This window comes from Pseudorhodoferax sp., assembly GCF_047601025.1.
In the GTDB taxonomy this organism is placed as follows: Bacteria; Pseudomonadota; Gammaproteobacteria; order Burkholderiales; family Burkholderiaceae_C; genus Pseudorhodoferax.
Map to the genome: position 1 here is coordinate 4,663,279 of NZ_JASGJZ010000001.1, position 16,556 is coordinate 4,679,834.

15 protein-coding genes and 1 riboswitch are annotated in these 16,556 nt (G+C 73.7%); of the genes, 1 reads left to right on the forward strand and 14 read right to left on the reverse strand.

Annotated elements, in window-relative coordinates; translation table 11 throughout:
* Positions 1-348 precede the first annotated feature (348 nt).
* The 14 genes from cobW to QM782_RS21665 all read right to left on the reverse strand — a co-directional run bounded on the left by cobW (position 349) and on the right by QM782_RS21665 (position 16,034).
* The gene (gene cobW / locus QM782_RS21600) at positions 349-1,398 is read right to left on the reverse strand and encodes a cobalamin biosynthesis protein CobW (RefSeq protein WP_415204928.1); all 1,050 of its coding nucleotides are present in this window, start codon (positions 1,396-1,398) and stop codon (positions 349-351) included.
* A 27-nt stretch (positions 1,399-1,425) separates the two neighbouring features.
* Positions 1,426-2,430 (reverse strand): LLM class flavin-dependent oxidoreductase, encoded by a 1,005-nt coding sequence (locus QM782_RS21605; RefSeq protein WP_415204929.1) that lies wholly within the window; start codon positions 2,428-2,430, stop codon positions 1,426-1,428.
* Entirely contained in the window at positions 2,420-3,157 is a 738-nt protein-coding gene (locus QM782_RS21610; RefSeq protein WP_415204930.1) for an ABC transporter ATP-binding protein, read from the reverse strand. Before QM782_RS21610 ends, QM782_RS21605 begins: the two co-directional genes overlap by 11 nt.
* 104 nt (positions 3,158-3,261) lie before the next feature.
* Positions 3,262-4,275: a FecCD family ABC transporter permease gene (locus tag QM782_RS21615; RefSeq protein ID WP_415204931.1), complete on the reverse strand. Its 1,014-nt coding sequence runs from the start codon at positions 4,273-4,275 to the stop codon at positions 3,262-3,264.
* On the reverse strand, positions 4,257-5,141 hold the full coding sequence (locus tag QM782_RS21620) for an ABC transporter substrate-binding protein (RefSeq protein WP_415204932.1): 885 nt from the start codon (positions 5,139-5,141) through the stop codon (positions 4,257-4,259). The genes QM782_RS21615 and QM782_RS21620 overlap by 19 nt, the downstream gene beginning before the upstream one ends.
* A gap of 8 nt (positions 5,142-5,149) precedes the next feature.
* A complete protein-coding gene (locus QM782_RS21625) occupies positions 5,150-7,357 on the reverse strand; it encodes a TonB-dependent receptor (protein ID WP_415204933.1) in 2,208 nt (735 codons plus the stop codon).
* A gap of 145 nt (positions 7,358-7,502) precedes the next feature.
* Positions 7,503-7,729, reverse strand: a riboswitch (cobalamin riboswitch).
* A gap of 338 nt (positions 7,730-8,067) precedes the next feature.
* Positions 8,068-8,838: an SDR family NAD(P)-dependent oxidoreductase gene (locus QM782_RS21630; protein WP_415204934.1), complete on the reverse strand. Its 771-nt coding sequence runs from the start codon at positions 8,836-8,838 to the stop codon at positions 8,068-8,070.
* Positions 8,839-9,198: 360 nt separating this feature from the next.
* Positions 9,199-9,594, reverse strand: a complete 396-nt coding sequence (gene rbsD, locus QM782_RS21635) for a D-ribose pyranase (RefSeq protein WP_415204935.1) — start codon at positions 9,592-9,594, stop codon at positions 9,199-9,201.
* A complete protein-coding gene (gene rbsK, locus QM782_RS21640) occupies positions 9,591-10,532 on the reverse strand; it encodes a ribokinase (protein WP_415204936.1) in 942 nt (313 codons plus the stop codon). The genes rbsD and rbsK overlap by 4 nt, the downstream gene beginning before the upstream one ends.
* A complete protein-coding gene (locus QM782_RS21645) occupies positions 10,529-11,539 on the reverse strand; it encodes a LacI family DNA-binding transcriptional regulator (RefSeq protein WP_415204937.1) in 1,011 nt (336 codons plus the stop codon). Before QM782_RS21645 ends, rbsK begins: the two co-directional genes overlap by 4 nt.
* Positions 11,540-11,541: 2 nt before the next feature.
* Complete coding sequence (locus tag QM782_RS21650; protein WP_415204938.1) at positions 11,542-12,513, reverse strand: ABC transporter permease; 972 nt, start codon at positions 12,511-12,513, stop codon at positions 11,542-11,544.
* Positions 12,510-14,039 (reverse strand): sugar ABC transporter ATP-binding protein, encoded by a 1,530-nt coding sequence (locus QM782_RS21655; protein WP_415204939.1) that lies wholly within the window; start codon positions 14,037-14,039, stop codon positions 12,510-12,512. The genes QM782_RS21650 and QM782_RS21655 overlap by 4 nt, the downstream gene beginning before the upstream one ends.
* A gap of 9 nt (positions 14,040-14,048) precedes the next feature.
* Positions 14,049-14,996 carry a sugar ABC transporter substrate-binding protein gene (locus QM782_RS21660; protein WP_415204940.1) on the reverse strand — a complete coding sequence of 316 codons (948 nt, stop codon included), beginning with the start codon at positions 14,994-14,996 and terminating at the stop codon, positions 14,049-14,051.
* Positions 14,997-15,101: 105 nt separating this feature from the next.
* Entirely contained in the window at positions 15,102-16,034 is a 933-nt protein-coding gene (locus QM782_RS21665; protein WP_415204941.1) for an AEC family transporter, read from the reverse strand.
* A gap of 73 nt (positions 16,035-16,107) precedes the next feature.
* Between QM782_RS21665 and QM782_RS21670 the strand changes: the two genes are divergently transcribed.
* A complete protein-coding gene (locus tag QM782_RS21670; RefSeq protein ID WP_415204942.1) occupies positions 16,108-16,461 on the forward strand; it encodes a hydroxyisourate hydrolase in 354 nt (117 codons plus the stop codon).
* Positions 16,462-16,556: the final 95 nt, after the last annotated feature.

Below are 16,556 nucleotides of genomic sequence, written 5' to 3' on the forward strand. Positions count from 1 at the left end.
GAATTTCCATCTGTGCGTGCCACGCACAGGGGCCGGGATGTGCGCCCGGCGGCGCAGTCACTTTCTCTTGTCTCGCCAAGAGAAAGTAACCAAAGAGAAGGCGCCCCCGGTACCTGCGACCCTGCGCGCCTGCGGCGCTCCGGGCAACCTGCGCTGCTCGCCGCCAGCGGGGTCCGTGCAAACTCGCCCTTCGGGCTCAGACATGCACGGCCCTTTTCCCGCTGGCGGCTGCGCTGCTCGGCGCAGGCACAGGGGGAACAGCCACTCGGGCCATCGCTGCGCTCGGCCATGGACGGCTGGCGCTGCGCGCAGCCGTGGTCGGCGGGGCGCGAGACGGGGCGCGTCACTTCAGGCCTCGACACCTGCCAGGCCGGCGCGCAGCGCGGCCGGGTCCAGGTCCTGGCCGATGAACACCAGCCGCGTGCCGCGCGGCTCGCCGTCCCTCCAGGCACGGTCGAAATGGTGGTCCAGGCGCCGGCCCACGCCCTGCAGCAGCCAGCGCATCGGCTTGCCCGGCACCTCGGCGAAGCCCTTCACGCGCAGGATGGCCTGCCGTTCGACCAGGCGCGCCAGCGCGGCCAGCAGGCGCTCGCGGTCCACGGCCGGCAGCACGACCACGTGCGCGTCGAACGCGTCGTGGTCGTGGTCCTCCTCGTGGTCGTGGTGGCTCTGGCGCCCGTCGATGGTGGTCTCGGCCGCCCTGGACAGGCCCAGCAGCACGTCCAACGGCAGCCGGCCCTGGGCCGCGTGCACGACCTTGACCTCGGGCGGCAGCTCCTCGCGCACCAGCGCCTGCACGCGGGCGACGGCGGCGGCGTCCACCAGGTCGGTCTTGTTCAGCACCACCAGGTCGGCGGCCGAGAGCTGGTCCTCGAACAGCTCGTGCAGCGGCGATTCGTGGTCCAGGTTCGGGTCGGCGCGGCGCTGCGCGTCCACGGCCGGCGGGTTCGCGGCGAACTGGCCGGCGTCGGCGGCCGGCGTGTCGACCACGGTGACCACGGCGTCCACCGTGAACACGTTGGCGATCTCCGGCCACTGGAAGGCCTGCACCAGCGGCTTGGGCAGCGCCAGGCCCGAGGTCTCGATCAGCACGGCGTCCAGCCGGTCGCGGCGCGCGGCCAGCTGCCGCATCACCGGGAAGAACTCCTCCTGCACCGTGCAGCACATGCAGCCGTTGGCCAGTTCGTACAGCGCGCCCTCCTGTTCCCGGCCGTCCTCGTCGCAGCCGATGCCGCAGCCCTTGAGGATCTCGCCGTCGATGCCCAGCTCGCCGAACTCGTTGACGATGACGGCGATGCGCCGGCCCTCGGCATGGTCCAGGATGTGGCGCAGCAGCGTGGTCTTGCCGCTGCCCAGGAAGCCGGTGACGATGGTGGCGGGAATCTTGGCGGTCTGCATGGGAAGGGTTCTCCGGATGGTGAAGGGTCAAAGGGTGCGCAGCGCGGGCAGCACTTCGCGCGCGAACAGTTCCATGGCCTGCAGCGCCTGTTCGTCGCTCCACAGCCCGTTGGCGTTGAACACGCAGCGCAGGTGGGCGATGCCCAGGCGCGCGCGCAGCCCGGCGATCTGTTCCAGGCATTGCGCGGGGCTGCCGCAGACGAACTGCTCGCGCAGCACGCGGCCGGCGTCGATCGGCGGCACCTGATCGGGCGCGACGCCGCGCCGGCCGGCGAAGTACACGCGGCGTTCGTACAGCTGCGGCCACAGCGTGGACAGCTGGCGCTGCACCGCGTCGGCGTCCCGGCCGATGCAGACGTAGCGCGCCAGCGAGGCGCGCGCCTGCAGCGCCGCGCCGTCGCGCCCGCGCGCGCTGGCGGCCGCCTGCAGCTGCACCAGCTGGGCGCCCTCGGGCGGTTCCAGGCTCAGCAGCAGCGGCAGGTCCTGCTCGACGGCGAAGCCGATGGTCTCGGCCGTCGAGCCGGCCACGAACATCGGCGGATGGGGGCGCTGCACCGACGGCGCCATGGCGCCGCGCGCCGGAAAGCTCCACGCCCCCTGGTGCGCCGCCAGCGGCGCGCCGCGCAGCGCCTGGCGCAGCAGCCGGCAGGACTGCTCGAAGCGCTCGCGCGTGTGCGCCGGGTCGATCTGCAGCGCCTGCAGCGCGGCCGGCTCGGTGCCGCGGCCGATGCCCAGGTCCAGCCGGCCGCCGCTCTGGAAGTCCAGCTGCGCGATCTCCTCGGCCAGCAGCAGCGGATGGTGCAGCGGCAGCACCAGCACCGAGGTGCCGACGCGCAGCCGCTCGGTGCGCGCCAGCAGGGCGGCGGCCAGCAGCAGCGGCGAGGGATACGGCCAGGGCTGCTCGGGCACGCGGAATTCGTTGAACCAGACGCCGTCGAAGCCGAGCTGCTCGGCCCGCTCGAACAGCGCCAGGAAGCCGCGGTGGTCGCCGCGCGTGGCCTCGCGCGTCCAGCCGGCCAGGTCAATCCGCATCGGAAGCCTCCAGCCGACGGGCCCGCAGCAGCGTGTGCGGCGGCGCGGCGATGCGCTCGAAGCGCACGCCGAACACCGCGTCCAGCGCGGCCGCGTGCAGCAGCTCGTGGCCGCCGTCCAGCACGCAGCGGCCGGCGGACAGCACGACGATCCGCTCGAAATGCTCGAACGCCAGCTCCAGGTCGTGCATGGCGACGACGACGAGGCGCTCGCGGCCGCGCGCCGCCAGCGCCTCGACCAGCGCCAGCCGGTGCCGCACGTCCAGCGCCGCGCCGGGCTCGTCGGCCAGCAGCACCGGCGGGTCGGTCGCCAGCACGGTGGCCAGCAGCACGCGCGCCTGCTCGCCGCCGGACAACGTGGACCAGCGCCGGCCGGCGAAGTCCTGCAGCCCCGCCCGGCGCAGCGGCCCGGCCGGATCGGCCTGCAGCCGCATGCCCATCAGCTCGGCCACGCCGAGGTCCCAGTACGGCGCGAAGCGCTGCGGCATGTAGCCCACGGCCCGCGCCCGCTGCGCCACGGACAGGCCGAGCAGCGCCGCGCCGTCCAGCAGCACGCTGCCGGCATCGGGCACGGCCAGGCCCGCCAGCAGCGACAGCAGCGTGGACTTGCCGGCGCCGTTGGGCCCGACCAGCGCCACGGCGCCGCGGGCCGGCAGGGCCAGGTCCACCCGGTCGACCACGGCCCGCCCCTGGCGGCGCAGCGTGAGCCCGCGGGCGGCCAGGCGCACGGCGCCATGCACCGGCGCGCCTGCGGGCAGGCGGTCTGGGCCCGCTGGACGACCTTCGCCCGTACCGGCAAAGGTGCGAGCCTCTTCGGGCGGCCGGGCGAGGCTCATGCCGAACGCAGCCGCCGGGCCAGCAGCACGATGAAGAACGGCCCGCCGGCCACGGCCGTGACCAGCCCCAGCGGCACCTCGGCCGGCGGCAGCGCCGAGCGCGCGATGGCGTCGGCCACGGTCACGACGATGGCGCCGGCCAGCGCCGAGGCCGGCAGCACCCGGCGGTGCAGCGGCCCGGCCATCCAGCGCGCGATGTGCGGCGCCGCCAGGCCCACGAAGGCCACCAGTCCGCCGTAGGCCACGGCCGCGGCCACCACCAGCGCGCCGACCAGCACCGCCCGCGGCGTGAAGCGCGCCACGTCCAGCCCGAAGCCCTGGGCCGCCGCGTCGCCCAGGCCCAGCAGGTCCAGCCCGTGCGCGATGGCACGCGTGGCCAGCAGGCAGGCGGCGGTGACCAACGCCAGCACGCCCAGGCCGGGCCAGGTGGGCGTCTGGATGCCGCCCAGCACCCAGCTCATGACGACCTGCAGGCTGACGGTCTCGTCGGACAGCGCCAGCATCAGGAACGAGCGCAGCGCCCCCAGCACGGCCGCCAGCGCCACGCCGGCCAGCAGCAGGCCGGCGGCGTCCAGCGCGCCGGCCACGCGCGCGATGGCCAGCACCAGCACGGTGGCGCCCCAGGCCCCGGCAAACGCGAGCGCGGACAGCGTCAGCGCCTGCGGCAGGCCCAGCGGCACCAGCAGCGCCACCGTGGCGCCCAGCGCCGCGCCTCCGGAGGCGCCCAGCAGGTAGGGCTCGGCCAGCGGGTTGCGGAACACGCCCTGGAACACGGCGCCCGACAGCCCGAGCAGCGCGCCGACCAGCGCGGCGGCGCCCACGCGCGGCAGCCGCCATTCGAGCAGCAGCCGGCTGCGCAGCGCCTCGTCGCCGAGCACGGCGTGCCACACGTCGGCCGGGCTGGCCCACTGGTGGCCGGCACAGGCGCCCAGCAGCAAGGCGGCGGCCAGCAGCGCCCAGGCGCCCGTCCAGGCGCGCGCGGCCGGCGGGGTCAGGCCGGATGCAGCCATTGCGCGAGCTTCTCGATGCCGTCGAAGGTGCGGGGCCCCGGGATCAGGAACTCCGAGCGCGCCACCGTGGCGGCGCGGCCGCCGCGCACGGCGCGCATGTCGCGCCAGCCCGGCTGGCGCACCAGGTCCTGCAGGTCCGGCCCGCTGCCGGCGAACAGCAGCACGTCGGGATCGGCGGCCAGCGCGGCCTCCGGCGAGACCTGGGCCAGGGGGCCGGCCAGCGCGAGGCGGCCGCCGGCGCGCAGCATGGCCTCGCCGGTGTAGCTGTCGGCGCGCGCCGTCAGCAGCATGCCGTTGCCCAGGCGGCCGGTCAGCATCAGCAGGCTGGGCGCCGGCCGGGCCGCCACCCGTGCCTGCACGCGCGCCAGCCGCGCCTGCAGCTGGCCGGCCAGGGCCTCGCCGCGCCCGGGCACGCCGGCGGCTTGGGCGACCAGGCGCAGGTTGCCGATGACCTCGTCCAGCGTGCGGCTCAGCAGCACCAGGACCGGCACGCCGATGCGCTCCATCGGCGCCACCAGCTGGTGCGCCGCCTGCCGCGCCGGCGTGACGATGACCAGGTCGGGCCGCTGTGCGACCACGGCATCGGCCGAGAAGCCCAGGCGCCCGCCGACCTTGGGCAGGTGCAGCACCTCGGGCGGAAAGCGGGTGTAGTCCTCCACGCCGACGATGCGGTCCACCAGCCCCAGCGCGGCCACCAGCTCGGTGTTGGACGAGAAGATCGTGACGATGCGCTGCGGCGGCGCGGCGATCTCCACGCGGCGGCCCAGCGCGTCGTGCAGCACGAGCGGCGCGGCCCGCGCCGGCAGGCCGAGCAGCGCCGCGCCCGCCGCGGCGCCGGCGCGCAGCACGGCGCGGCGGTGTGCCATGCCGCCCTTCAAAAGCTGGCCTGCAGGCCGACCAGGAACTCGCGCCCCGGCATCGAGGTGCCGCAGCCGCCGTTCTGGAACGCCGGGTTGGCGATGCACGGGCTGCGGTCGAGCGCGATGAAGACCGGGTGGCGGTTGATGTCGAACAGGTTGTTCACGCCGGCGAAGAGCTTCACCGCCGGCGTCACGCGGTAGTCGGCCCGCAGGTTCCAGACCGTGAAGGCGCCCTTGCGGTGGATGTAGGTGCTCGACGGCTCGCCCTGCGGCACCAGCAGGTTCTCCTCGGTGTCGTACCACATCGGGCCGCGCAGCAGCGCCGAGAGCTGCACCGTCCAGTCCCCGGCGCGGCTGCCGGCGCCGCGCCCGTAGCGCACGCCGGCCGACGCCTCGTAGCGGTACATGCGCTGCACCTTGTCGGTGTTGGCCGAGGCGGGAGCGCCCTTGTCGCGCATGTCGAAGTGGTAGTAGCCGTTCGCGAAGGCGGTGAGCACCTGCCCCGGCAGCTGCAGGGCCCGGGCCAGGTCCACCTGCGCCTGCAGCTCCAGGCCGCGCGCGACGATGTCGGCGGGGTTGTTGGCGTAGTCCGAGGTGTTGGTCGAGGGGCCGCGCGACACGGTGACGATGCGGTCGCTGATGGTGTTCTGGAACAGCGCGGCGTCCATGCGCCAGGCCGGCGCCTGCAGCGTGGCGCCGACTTCCAGCTGGCGGCTGGTCTCGGGCTTGAGGTCGGCGTTGCCGAAGATGCGCCCGCCGCCCACGGCGGTGAAATCCGAGGCCAGCTCGGTGGCCGTCGGCGCCCGGAACCCCGTGGAGGCGCCGGCCCGCAGGGCGAGTTGCTCGCTGGCCTTCCAGGTGGCGCCCAGGGACCAGGTGTCCGCGTCGTACTTGCGCGTGCCGCCCACGGCCAGCGCCAGGTTCGGCGTTTGCTCGAAGCGCGTGCGGCCCCAGGTCTTGCGCAGGCCGGCGCGCAGCGTCAGGCGGTCGTCGAGCAGCGTCTGCGCGTCCTCCAGGTACAGCGCATGCACCTGCTCGGTCTGGTTGTTGTCGTAGGGCGCGACCTGGCCGGCCGGACCGCCCGGCAGCGCCACGCGCTCGCGCTCCGAGCGCAGCCGGCTCTTCTCCCAGTCCAGGCCCAGCAGCAGGTCGTTGCCCTGCCCCAGCCGCAGGCGCGGCTGCAGCCGCAGCCCGGTGGCGTCCAGCGTGCGCAGGTTGTAGTCGCGCGAGGTGCCCGGCACGGCATTGGTGCCCGAGCGGATCACCGGCGACGCCCAGTTGAACTCGTCCACGTCGGTCAGGCGGTAGGCGTGGGCCGTCCAGCTGGCGCGCTGGTCCGGCGTCGCGCCTTCGTAGCGCAGGTCCAGCGAGCGGTTGTCGCGGTCGTCGCGGCCGTGGACGTTGGCGCCGGACCCGCGGAAGCCCGCGTCGTAGATGCCGTCGGTGCGCAGCTCCATCTCCACGCGGTGGTGCTCGGCCAGTTGCCAGCCCAGCGCGCCGCTGGCGCCGCGCCGCTCCCAGCCGGTGTTGGCCAGGCGCGAGCCGCCGCGGCCGGACTGGTAGTCGTCCCGCTCGCCGGCGCTCATGCCGACGTACCAGTCGAACCGGTCGTTCGCGCCGGCCGTCTGCGCGTGCGCGCGCCACAGGCCCCAGGAGCCGCCGGTCAGGTCCACCTGCGATCCGGGCGCGGTGGCGCCGGTCTTCATGATGATGTTGACGACGCCGCCCATGGCCTGGCTGCCGTAGATCACCGACGCGGGGCCGCGCACGATCTCGATGCGCTCCACATCGGCCGGGCTCAGCTTGGACAGGTTGGCCGTGCCGGCGCGCCGGCCGTTGACGAGCACCAGCACCTGGCTGCGGAAGTCGCGGCCCTGGCCGTCCGTGGACGCGCCCCGGATGTTCATCGAGGTCTGCGCCGCCGTCCATTCGCTGAGGAAGCCGACCGCGTTCTCGGCCAGCAGGTCGGTGAGCGAGCGGGCGGTGGAGCGCTCGATGGCGGCGCGGTCGATGGTCTGCGTGGTGCTGGCGATGCGGCTGCGGTCCTCGGGCCGGGCCGTGGCGGTCACGAAGACCTCGCCCAGGGAGCCCGACGCGGCCGGCTGGGCCTGGGCCGGACCGCCGCACCAGACGGCGAGCGCGCCGGCCAGCCAGCCGGCCGATGGGAAAAAGCCGCTCCGGGCTGCGGCCGCGCGGCGGCCGGACGAATCGTTGTTGCGCATGTGCTTCTCACTCGCGCCCCGCTCTCCCGCAGGGCAGACCGACCAAACACGCCGCGGCGCTGACGGAACGACCCGGGCCGCGCGGTGCGCCGCGCAGGCCAGCGTCGGACCGGCGCACTCCCGCGGCGTCCGAAAGGCGACTGCGAAGGCCGGTATCCGGGCTCGCGGAGCGGCGCGGGACAGGCTTCGCCTGCCGCGCCAGGCCCATCGCCTTCCCGCGCGCTGGCGCGCAGTGGCTGCCGGCGCGATGCGCCGGCCGATGGGTCTCGATCCGCTGACCGTTGCGGGGGCAGCGCAGGAATGGCCCGGCCCGCGAGGGGCGGCGTCACCTGCTTCCCGTTTGACCACGGACCTCGCGGACCGCGGCACCTTGCAACCGGGGCGCGGCGGCTCTCGACGAGCGGCCGCGCCCGGGCAAATTATCGTCGAGCGGACTGCACCGGCTCCTGGCTCCCGGGCCCGACCCCGGCAGCCGCGGCTGGTGCCAGCCCGGCATCGGCCATCCGGTCGAGCGAGCGTCACGAGGGCGTGCCACCGACGGAGGCGGAGAAGCTTTTCCGCGGCTGGGTCTCCATCCTCGATGGCAGAACCTCCCAGCGGCCCCGAGGATCGCGCAGAAGAACAACGGAAACGCCGGGTGGCTGCCGAATCAGGGAGCGGCATGCTCGCCCGGCGCGGGGCGACAACGGCAGCGCGTGGCCCTTGCCGCCTCAATGGATGGTCAGCCCTCCGGTAGGGCTGACGGTGGCGCCGGTGAGATAGAGGGCATCGTCGGACGCCAGGAAGGCCACGACGCGGCCGATGTCCTGCGGCGCGGCCACCCCCAGCGGGCTTCTGGCGATGATCTTCTCGTACTGCTTGCGGTGGTGGTCGGATACCCCGCCTTCGCTCTCGAAGGCCGCGGTCCAGGAAGGCGAGTCACGAACCACCGTCACGCACACGCAGTTCACCCGGATCCGGTGCCGGGCCAGTTCCTTGGACAGGACCTTGCTGGCCATGATCAGCCCGCCCGAGAAGGTGGCGATCGCCGTCTGCCCCGGCGTAGGGCTGCGGCCGCCTTCCGACGTGACGAACACCACGCTGCCCTGCCCGCCCGCGCGCATATGCGGCACGCAGGCCTGCACGACCAGCAGCTTGGCGGCGACGGCCTGCCCGATGAATGCGGCGACCCGGCCCAGGTCGATGTCGGCAAAGGGGCCACGCACCTGCGGCGAACGCGCTTCGTCGTCGTTGCCGCCGGCATTGGGAACCACGATGTCGATGCGGCCATGGCGGCGCATGGTCTCGGCGGCCAGCTGCTCCATGTCGCTCCTGGAACGCACGTCGCCTGCCACGAAGCACCCGGTGCCGTTCAGGCTCCGGATCTCGGCCAGTACGGCCTCGGCTTTCTGTGCATCCCGGCCATTGATGACGACGGTGGCGCCGCGCGCCGCCAGCTGGAGTGCCACGCCCTTGCCGATGCCGCCGGTGCCGCCCGTCACGATGGCGACCTTTCCTTGAAGACTGTTCATGGGTTCAGCGTCTCTGGGTTGAGAAAAATGAATACCGCTTCAGGAGCAGCAGCTCCGATTTCAGCAGGGCCCCATGGCCGACGTCCGAGTGCGCGAGGTCCGTGCGTTCAACGGGAGCACCGCGATTTTCTCCGTGGACATCAGGTTCCTTCGAACCGGTCGCGGGCGCGATAGGCCGCGACGGCGCGATCGGCCAGGCCATCCGCTGCCGCGGCGCCGGGATCGCGGTGGTCTGGCAGCCGTTCCTCCGGCTGACGGCGATCGGCGCCGTGCTGTTCGCGCTGTCGCTGTCGCGCTTTCGCAAGACCATCCGCCAGATGGCCGGAGGGGTCAGAACACCACGCCCGCGTACAGCAGCACGTTCATGTAGGGCGTGCACTCGCCGGTGCGCACCATGGCCTTGGCGCCCAGGCACAGCTGCTTCAACTGCGCGTGCGGCACGCATTGCGGCACCACCGGCTGCAAGGCATCGCACCAGGGCGGCGGCCGGCCCTGGCCCGGCGTGCAGGCCTCCTGCGCGACCACCGCGCGCTCGACCTGCAGTTCGGCGAGCACGGCCTGCAAGACATCGGCGAAGCGCGGTACGCCGCGCGTGACGGCCAGGTCGATGCGCAGCGGCCCCGCCGGGATCGGCAGGCCGGCGTCGCCGATGACCAGCAGGTCGCCATGGCCCATGCCGGCGATCAGCCGCGAGAGCTCGGCATGCAGCAGCGGGCCACGCTTCATGGCAGGTCCTGCGCCGGCAGTGCTTCGGGCTGCGCATCGGCCTCGGCCGCCGTCGGGATCGACACCTGCGCGCCGATGCGCGTCACGCAGACCGCCGACGCGCGCACGCCGCGCGCAGCCGCCTGCGCGAGGCTGCTGCCCTGGGCCAGCGCCACCGCCAGCGCGCCGGTGAAGGTGTCGCCGGCGGCCGTGGTGTCGACGGCCCGCACCCGCAGCGCCGGCTGGAAGCGGCAGCCGCCCTGCTCCACCGTCACGGCGCCGAGCGCGCCCAGCGTGACCACCACCTGCGCGACGCCGCGCGCGCGCAGCGCACGGCCGGCCGCGGCGGCCTGCGCCGGCGTCGCGACCTCGCCGCCGGCGTAGGCCGCGGCCTCGACCTCGTTCAGCACCAGCGTGTCGATCTGCGGCCAGAGCGCGTCGGGCAGCGGCAGCATCGGCGAGGGGTTGAACATCACCTTGCAGCCGGCGCGGCGCGCGGCGGCCACGGCCTGCAGCACCACCGGCAGCGGCGTCTCCAGCTGCGTCACCAGGTATTGCGCGCCCTGCAGCTGCCGCGCCAGCGCGGCATCGTCCAGCGCCAGGCGAGCGTTGGCGCCGGGCAGCACGACGATACGGTTCTGCGCCGAGTCCTCGAGCATGACCAGCGCGCGGCCGGTGGGCTCGGTTTCGTCCTGCTGCAGCGCGTCGAGCGCGATGCCGTCGCGCGCCAGCGCCTCGCGCAGCGCCTGGCCGTCGGCGTCGCGGCCGATGCGCGCCAGCAGCCGCACCCGGGCGCCCTGGCGCGCGCAGCCGACGGCCTGGTTGCCGCCCTTGCCGCCGGGCAGCAGCTGCAGCGAATGGCCCAGCAGCGTCTCGCCGGCCCCGGGCACGCGGGGCACGCGCAGCAGCAGGTCCATGTTCAGGCTGCCGAGCACGACGATGGCGGGTGTCTGCGTCATGGCGCCCCCTCGCGGAACGATGCGCTGGATGCGCGCACGCGCAGCTCGGGCTGCAGCACGACCTTGCGTGGCTCCTGGCGGCGGCCCTGGATGCGTTCGAGCAGCATGTCCACCGCCAGGTTGGCGATGCGCCGCTTGGGCTGCGCGACGGTGGTCAGCGGCGGGCAAGTGAAGCGCGCCGGCTCGATGTCGTCGAAGCCGACCAGCGACAGCTCGTCCGGCACGGCCACGCCGCATTCGTGCGCGGCGCACAGCGCGCCGATGGCCATCAGGTCGTTGGCCACGAACACGGCGCTGGGCCGCGGCGCCTGGCGCAGGATCGCGTGCATCGCCGCATAGCCGCCCTCGCTGGTGAAGTCGCTCGCATGCAGCAGGCCCGCGCCGGACAGCCCCAGGCCGGCCAGCGCCATGCGCCAGCCTTCGGCCCGCTGGCCGGCCGTGGCCACGCCGGCCGGCCCGCCGATGCAGGCGATGCGGCGGTGGCCCAGCGTCGCCAGGTGCTGCACGGCCAGCAGCGCGCCCTGCATGTGCGCGGTCTCGACCAGGTCGCAGGGCAGGCTGTCGATCTCGCGGTCCACCATCACCGTGGGCACGTGCACCCCGCCCAGCAGGCCGGGCAGCGCCGGGTCGTCGCCCGAGGAGACGACGACCAGCCCGTCGACGCGGCGCTCGGCCAGCACCTGCAGCACGCGGCCCTGGCGGCGCGGCTCGTCGTCGGTGTTGCACAGCAGCAGGTTGTAGCCGGCACCGAAGCAGCGGTCCTCGATGGCGCGCACGATCTCGGCGAAGTACGGGTTCGAGCTGTTCGGGATCAGCATGCCCAGCGTGTGGGTGGCGCTGCGCTGCAGGCTGCGCGCGACCGCGCTGGGCACGTAGCCCAGGTCGCGGATGGCCTGCTCCACCCGCGCGCGGCCCTGCGCGCTGACGAAGCGGGTCTTGTTGACCACGTGCGAGACCGTGGTCACCGAGACGCCCGCCTGCCGCGCCACGTCCTTGATCGTGGCCATCGTCAGCCCCTGCTCGCGCGCCGCTGGCGCAGGGTGTCGATGATCACCGCGACCACGATCACGCAGCCGGTGATGATGCGCTTGCTCGGCTCGCTGGCGCCGACCTGGGCCAGCCCGGCCTCCAGCACCGCGATGATCAGCACGCCGATGAAGGTGTTGACGACCGAGCCGCGCCCGCCCATCAGGCTGGTGCCGCCGATCACCACGGCGGCGATCACGCGCAGCTCCATGCCCTGGCCGGCGTTCGGGTCGGCCGCCTCCATGCGCGCGGCCTGCATCAGTCCGGCCAGGCCGGCCAGCAGGCCGGTCAGCGTGAAGACGATGATGCGCACCGGCCGCGGGTCTACGCCGGCCAGGCGCATCGCCTCCTCGTTGGTGCCGATGCCGACCACGCTGCGGCCGAACACCGTGCGCGTCAGCACCAGCTGGCCGACGATGACCAGCGCCACGGCCAGCAGGAAGGCCACCGAGACGCCGCCGACCAGCGGCGCCGCCAGGCCGGCGATGCGCTCGCCCACGTACTGCGTGCGCGAGCCCGTGACCAGGTAGGCCGAGCCGCGGACCACCTCCAGCATGCCCAGCGAGACGATGAAGGACGGCAGCCGCCAGGCCACCGAGACCGAACCCAGCACCAGGCCGCACAGCGCGCCGGCGCCCAGGCCCAGCAGCGCGGCGCCCAGCGGGTTCCAGCCCCACTGCAGCACGGCCATCGCCGACAGCGCGGCGCTGAGCGCCAGCACCGAGCCGACCGACAGGTCGATGCCGGCGATGATCAGCACGAAGGTCATGCCGACCGCCATGACCGCCAGCGCCGGGATCTCGTTGACGATGGCGACGAAGGTGTCGGCCGTGAAGAAGTATTCGGACAGGCCGCTGAACAGCGCGACCATGCCGACCAATACGATGGCCAGGCCCAGGTAGGTGCCGAACTGGGCGCCGAAGCCGCCGCGCGGCGCAGGGGTGGCGACATTCATGCGGCCGTCTCCTCGGGTCGTTGTTCGCCGACGCCGCTGAACGCGGCTGCCAGCAGGGATTGTTCGGTCCATTCGCCGCGCTCGAACACGCGCACCAGCCGGCCGCCGCTCATCACGCCGATGCGGTCGCACAGCCCGGTCAGCTCGCGCAGGTCGCTGGAGACGACCAGCAGCGCGCGGCCGTCGGCGGCCATGCGGTCCAGCTCGGCATACAGGTCGGCGCGCGCGCCGACGTCCACGCCGCGCGTGGGTTCGTCCAGCAGCAGCACCTCGCAGTCGCGGTGCAGCCAGCGCGCGAACACCACCTTCTGCTGGTTGCCGCCCGACAGCGCGCCCACCGGCTGTTCCTCGTCGCGGCAGCGCACGCGCAGCTTGCGCACCAGGGCGCGCACCACCTCGCGCTCGCGGCCCGGCTGCAGCCAGCCGCCGCGCGCCACGGCCTGCAGGTCGCTGAGCGTGGTGTTGACGCGGATCGGCTGCGGCAGCAGCAGGCCCTCGGACTTGCGGTCCTCGCTGACCAGGCCGATGCGCCGGCGCACGGCCTCGATCGGGCTGGACCAGCGCGGCACGGGCTGGCCGTCCTGCAGCAGCTCGACGCTGCCCTGGTCGGCGCGGTCGGCGCCGTAGATCAGCCGCAGCAGCTCGGTGCGGCCGGAGCCGACCAGGCCGGCGATGCCGAGCACCTCGCCGGCATGCAGGTCCAGGCTGACGTCGCGCACCGCGTGGCCGCGGCTCAAATGGCGCACGCGCAGCTTCAGCGCGCCGGACGGACGGCGCGGGCGCTCGCCCTCGTCTTCCAGCGCGCGGCCGATCATGCGCTGCACCAGGTCGGCCTCGCTGACGCCGGCCATCGGCCGCGCGTCGACCAGCCGGCCGTCGCGCAGCACCGCCACGCGGTCGCAGATGCGGCGCAGTTCTTCCAGCCGGTGCGAGACGTAGACCAGCGCGACGCCCGCGGCCGAGAGCTGCGCGATCTGGGCGAACAGCCGCTCGGACTCGCGCCCGGTCAGCATCGCGGTCGGCTCGTCGAGGATCAGCACGCGCGTGTCGTCCTGCAGGTTGCGCGCGATCTCCACCATCTGCTGGTGGCCGATGCCCAGGCGCGCGACCGGCGTGTCCGGGTCGATGTCGGTCAGGCCGATGCGCGCCAGCTGGCGCTCGGCCAGCGCGCGCAGGCGGCCGCGCTGCAGCCAGCCGGCGCGGTGCGGCATCCGGCCCAGCAGCAGGTTCTCGGCCACCGTCAGCGTCGGCACCAGGCCCAGCTCCTGCATCACCATGCGCACGCCCTGCGCCTCGGCCTCGCGGCGCGAGCGCGGCGCGAACGGCTGGCCGGCCAGGCGCATGCTGCCGCGCGTGGGCGCGACCAGGCCGCAGACGATCTTGGACAGCGTGCTCTTGCCGGCGCCGTTCTCGCCGGTCAGCGCCAGCACCTGGCCGGCGTGCAACTCGAGGTCGACGCCGTCGAGCACCGTCGCGGCATAGTCCTTGCCGACGCCCTGCAGCGCCAGCACCGGCTGTTCTGCCATGCCTGGTGCCTACTTCGAGTCGCGGGTGACGAGGACGACGTCGGTCTTGATCTCCGCGGGCATGGCGCTCTGCGGGGTCTTGTCGGCCAGGGCCTTGAGCGCCGTCTCGATGCCGAACACCGCCTGTTTGGCCGCGAACTGGTCGGCCGTGGCCAGCACGCGCCCGTCCTTGAGCATGGGCTTGATGGCGCTGATGTTGTCGTAGCCCACCACCGCCACCTTGCCGGTCTTGCCCGCGGCCTTGACCGCCGCCACCGCCCCCAGCGCCATCGAGTCGTTGCCGGCCAGCAGCGCCTTGAGGTCCGGGTGCTCGCGCAGCATGCTGGAGGCCACCTGGTTGCCCTTGTCGATCTCCCACTGCCCCGACTGCACGCCCACCACGGTGATGCCGGCGGCCTTCATCGCGTCCTGGTAGCCCAGCGTGCGCTGCTGCGCGTTGAAGGTGGTGGACACGCCTTCGATGATGCCCACCTTGTCGCCGGCCTTCAGCGTCTTGGCCAGCGCCTCGCCCACCAGCTTCGCCCCGGCGCGGTTGTCCGGGCCGACGAAGGGCACGCGCAGGCCCTTTTCCTGCAGCGCCGCCGCGTCCAGCCGGTTGTCGATGTTGACGATCAGCACGCCCTTGTCGGCCGCCGCCTTGATCGCCGGCACCAGCGCCTTGGAGTCCGCCGGCGCGATCACCAGCGCGTCGACCTTCTGCGCCACCATCTGCTCGACGATGCGGATCTGCGCGGCCGCGTCGGTCTCGTCCTTGATGCCGTTGGCCAGCAGCGTGTACTGCTTGGCGTGCTCCTTGTGGTGCGCCTTGGCGCCTTCTTCCATCGTCAGGAAGAACTCGTTGGCCAGCGACTTCATCACCAACGCCACCTTCGGCGGACTCTGGGCCCACGTGGGCGTGGCCGCCAGCACCCCGGCCAGGGCCAGCGCCCCGGCCACCTTGCGTCGTTCGATGCGCATCTGCCTCTCCTTGGTCTCGTAATGCTCGAACCGGCGAATATAGGCATGGCAAAACGTTTGCGCTAACGTTTGCGCATCAGGGGTTTCCCGAAGCCCCCCGCGCGCCTACGCCAGCGCCATCACCAGCGACACCGTGGCCAGCGCCAGCAGCGTGGACACGCCCACGGCCGCCGTCACCTCGGCCTCGGCCACGCCGTAGCGCTGCGAGAACAGGAACACGTTGGCGCCGATCGGCAGCGCCGCCGCCACGACGATCACGGTGCGCGGCAGGCCGTCGATGCCCAGCAGCGTGGCGAAGCCCCAGACCAGCGCCGGGTGCAGCAGGTTCTTGGCCAGCGCCAGCCCGAGCGCACCGCGCCAGTGGCCAGCGATGGCGGTCCGCGCCAGCGTCACGCCGACCAGCACCAGCGCCAGCGGCGCGAAGGCCTGGCCCAGCAGCGCCAGCGTCTGGTCGACCAGCGGCGGCAGGCCCCAGCCGGTCCGCGCCCACAGCACGCCGGCCAGGATCGGCAGCGGCACCGGATGCAGCAGCGTCTTGCGCACGGCCTCGGCCAGCGTGCGCAGCAGGTGCGGCGCACGCTCCTGCGCCCCGCTTTCGCGCGCCACGGCGATCTCGATCGCCAGCGTCGCGCTGGTCAGCAGCAGCACCGAGTGCAGCGAGACCAGCGCCAGCAGCGTGACCAGCCCGGCCGGCCCGTAGGCCAGCCCGATCAGCGGGATGCCGATCCCGACCGAGTTGCTGTAGGTGTTGGCCATGGCCAGCACGGTCGCGCGGCGGCCGAAGCCGCAGCGCCACAGCGTGCCCGCGAAGATCAGGCCGGCGGCGAGGAAATAGGCCAGCACCGGCAGCAGGTCGAAGCTGCCCGGCTCGGCCACCGCCAGCGAGCGGAACAGCAACGCCGGTGCCAGCAGGTGGAACACCAGGTTCGACAGGTCCTTGACCGAGCCGGTGCCGACCCAGCCGCGCCGCGCGGCCACGAAGCCGGCCAGGATCAGCAGCACGACGGGTGACAGCGCGGAAACGACGGGATGCGGCACGGGCGCGGAGCTTACTCCGGCCGCCGTCCCCACCTTCCTAGAATGCGCCGCGTCGCCACCACCGCTCCACGCCATGCAGACCCTCTCCGTCCACGTCGTCGATGTCGCCAACGGACGTGTCGCACGCGACATGCGCGTCGACGTGCTGCACTGCGCCGAGGGCCGGTGGCGCGAGGTGGTGTCGGGCAAGGTGGCCGGCAACGGCCTGGTGGACGCCATCGAAGGCGTGCCCGAGCCGCTGGGCGCCGGCGAGTACGAGCTGCGGCTGCACGTGGCCGACTACTACCGGGCCCGCGGCACCGCCCTGCCCGAGCCGCCGTTCATGGGCGTGCAGGTGTTCCGCTTCGCCATCGCCGACACCGACCGGCACTACCACCTGCCGGTCAAGCTCACGCCCTGGGGCCTGTCCTGCTTCCGCGGGGCCTGAGAAAGCGTGAACGAACCGCTCTCGCCCACGCGCGCCCCGGCAACCACCTGTTTCTCGCACCACCGGCGCTCGTCGGGCCGCGCCCTGCGGGCCGG

Excerpts from the sequence above, each read along its gene's own strand:
- cobW (WP_415204928.1), bottom strand. The coding sequence starts at position 1,398 with ATGCAGACCGCCAAGATTCCCGCCACCATCGTCACCGGCTTCCTGGGC.
- QM782_RS21605 (WP_415204929.1), bottom strand. The coding sequence starts at position 2,430 with ATGCGGATTGACCTGGCCGGCTGGACGCGCGAGGCCACGCGCGGCGAC.
- QM782_RS21615 (WP_415204931.1), bottom strand. The coding sequence starts at position 4,275 with ATGGCTGCATCCGGCCTGACCCCGCCGGCCGCGCGCGCCTGGACGGGC.
- QM782_RS21620 (WP_415204932.1), bottom strand. The coding sequence starts at position 5,141 with ATGGCACACCGCCGCGCCGTGCTGCGCGCCGGCGCCGCGGCGGGCGCG.
- QM782_RS21625 (WP_415204933.1), bottom strand. The coding sequence starts at position 7,357 with ATGCGCAACAACGATTCGTCCGGCCGCCGCGCGGCCGCAGCCCGGAGC.
- rbsD (WP_415204935.1), bottom strand. The coding sequence starts at position 9,594 with ATGAAGCGTGGCCCGCTGCTGCATGCCGAGCTCTCGCGGCTGATCGCC.
- rbsK (WP_415204936.1), bottom strand. The coding sequence starts at position 10,532 with ATGACGCAGACACCCGCCATCGTCGTGCTCGGCAGCCTGAACATGGAC.
- QM782_RS21645 (WP_415204937.1), bottom strand. The coding sequence starts at position 11,539 with ATGGCCACGATCAAGGACGTGGCGCGGCAGGCGGGCGTCTCGGTGACC.
- QM782_RS21650 (WP_415204938.1), bottom strand. The coding sequence starts at position 12,513 with ATGAATGTCGCCACCCCTGCGCCGCGCGGCGGCTTCGGCGCCCAGTTC.
- QM782_RS21655 (WP_415204939.1), bottom strand. The coding sequence starts at position 14,039 with ATGGCAGAACAGCCGGTGCTGGCGCTGCAGGGCGTCGGCAAGGACTAT.
- QM782_RS21660 (WP_415204940.1), bottom strand. The coding sequence starts at position 14,996 with ATGCGCATCGAACGACGCAAGGTGGCCGGGGCGCTGGCCCTGGCCGGG.
- QM782_RS21670 (WP_415204942.1), top strand. The coding sequence starts at position 16,108 with ATGCAGACCCTCTCCGTCCACGTCGTCGATGTCGCCAACGGACGTGTC.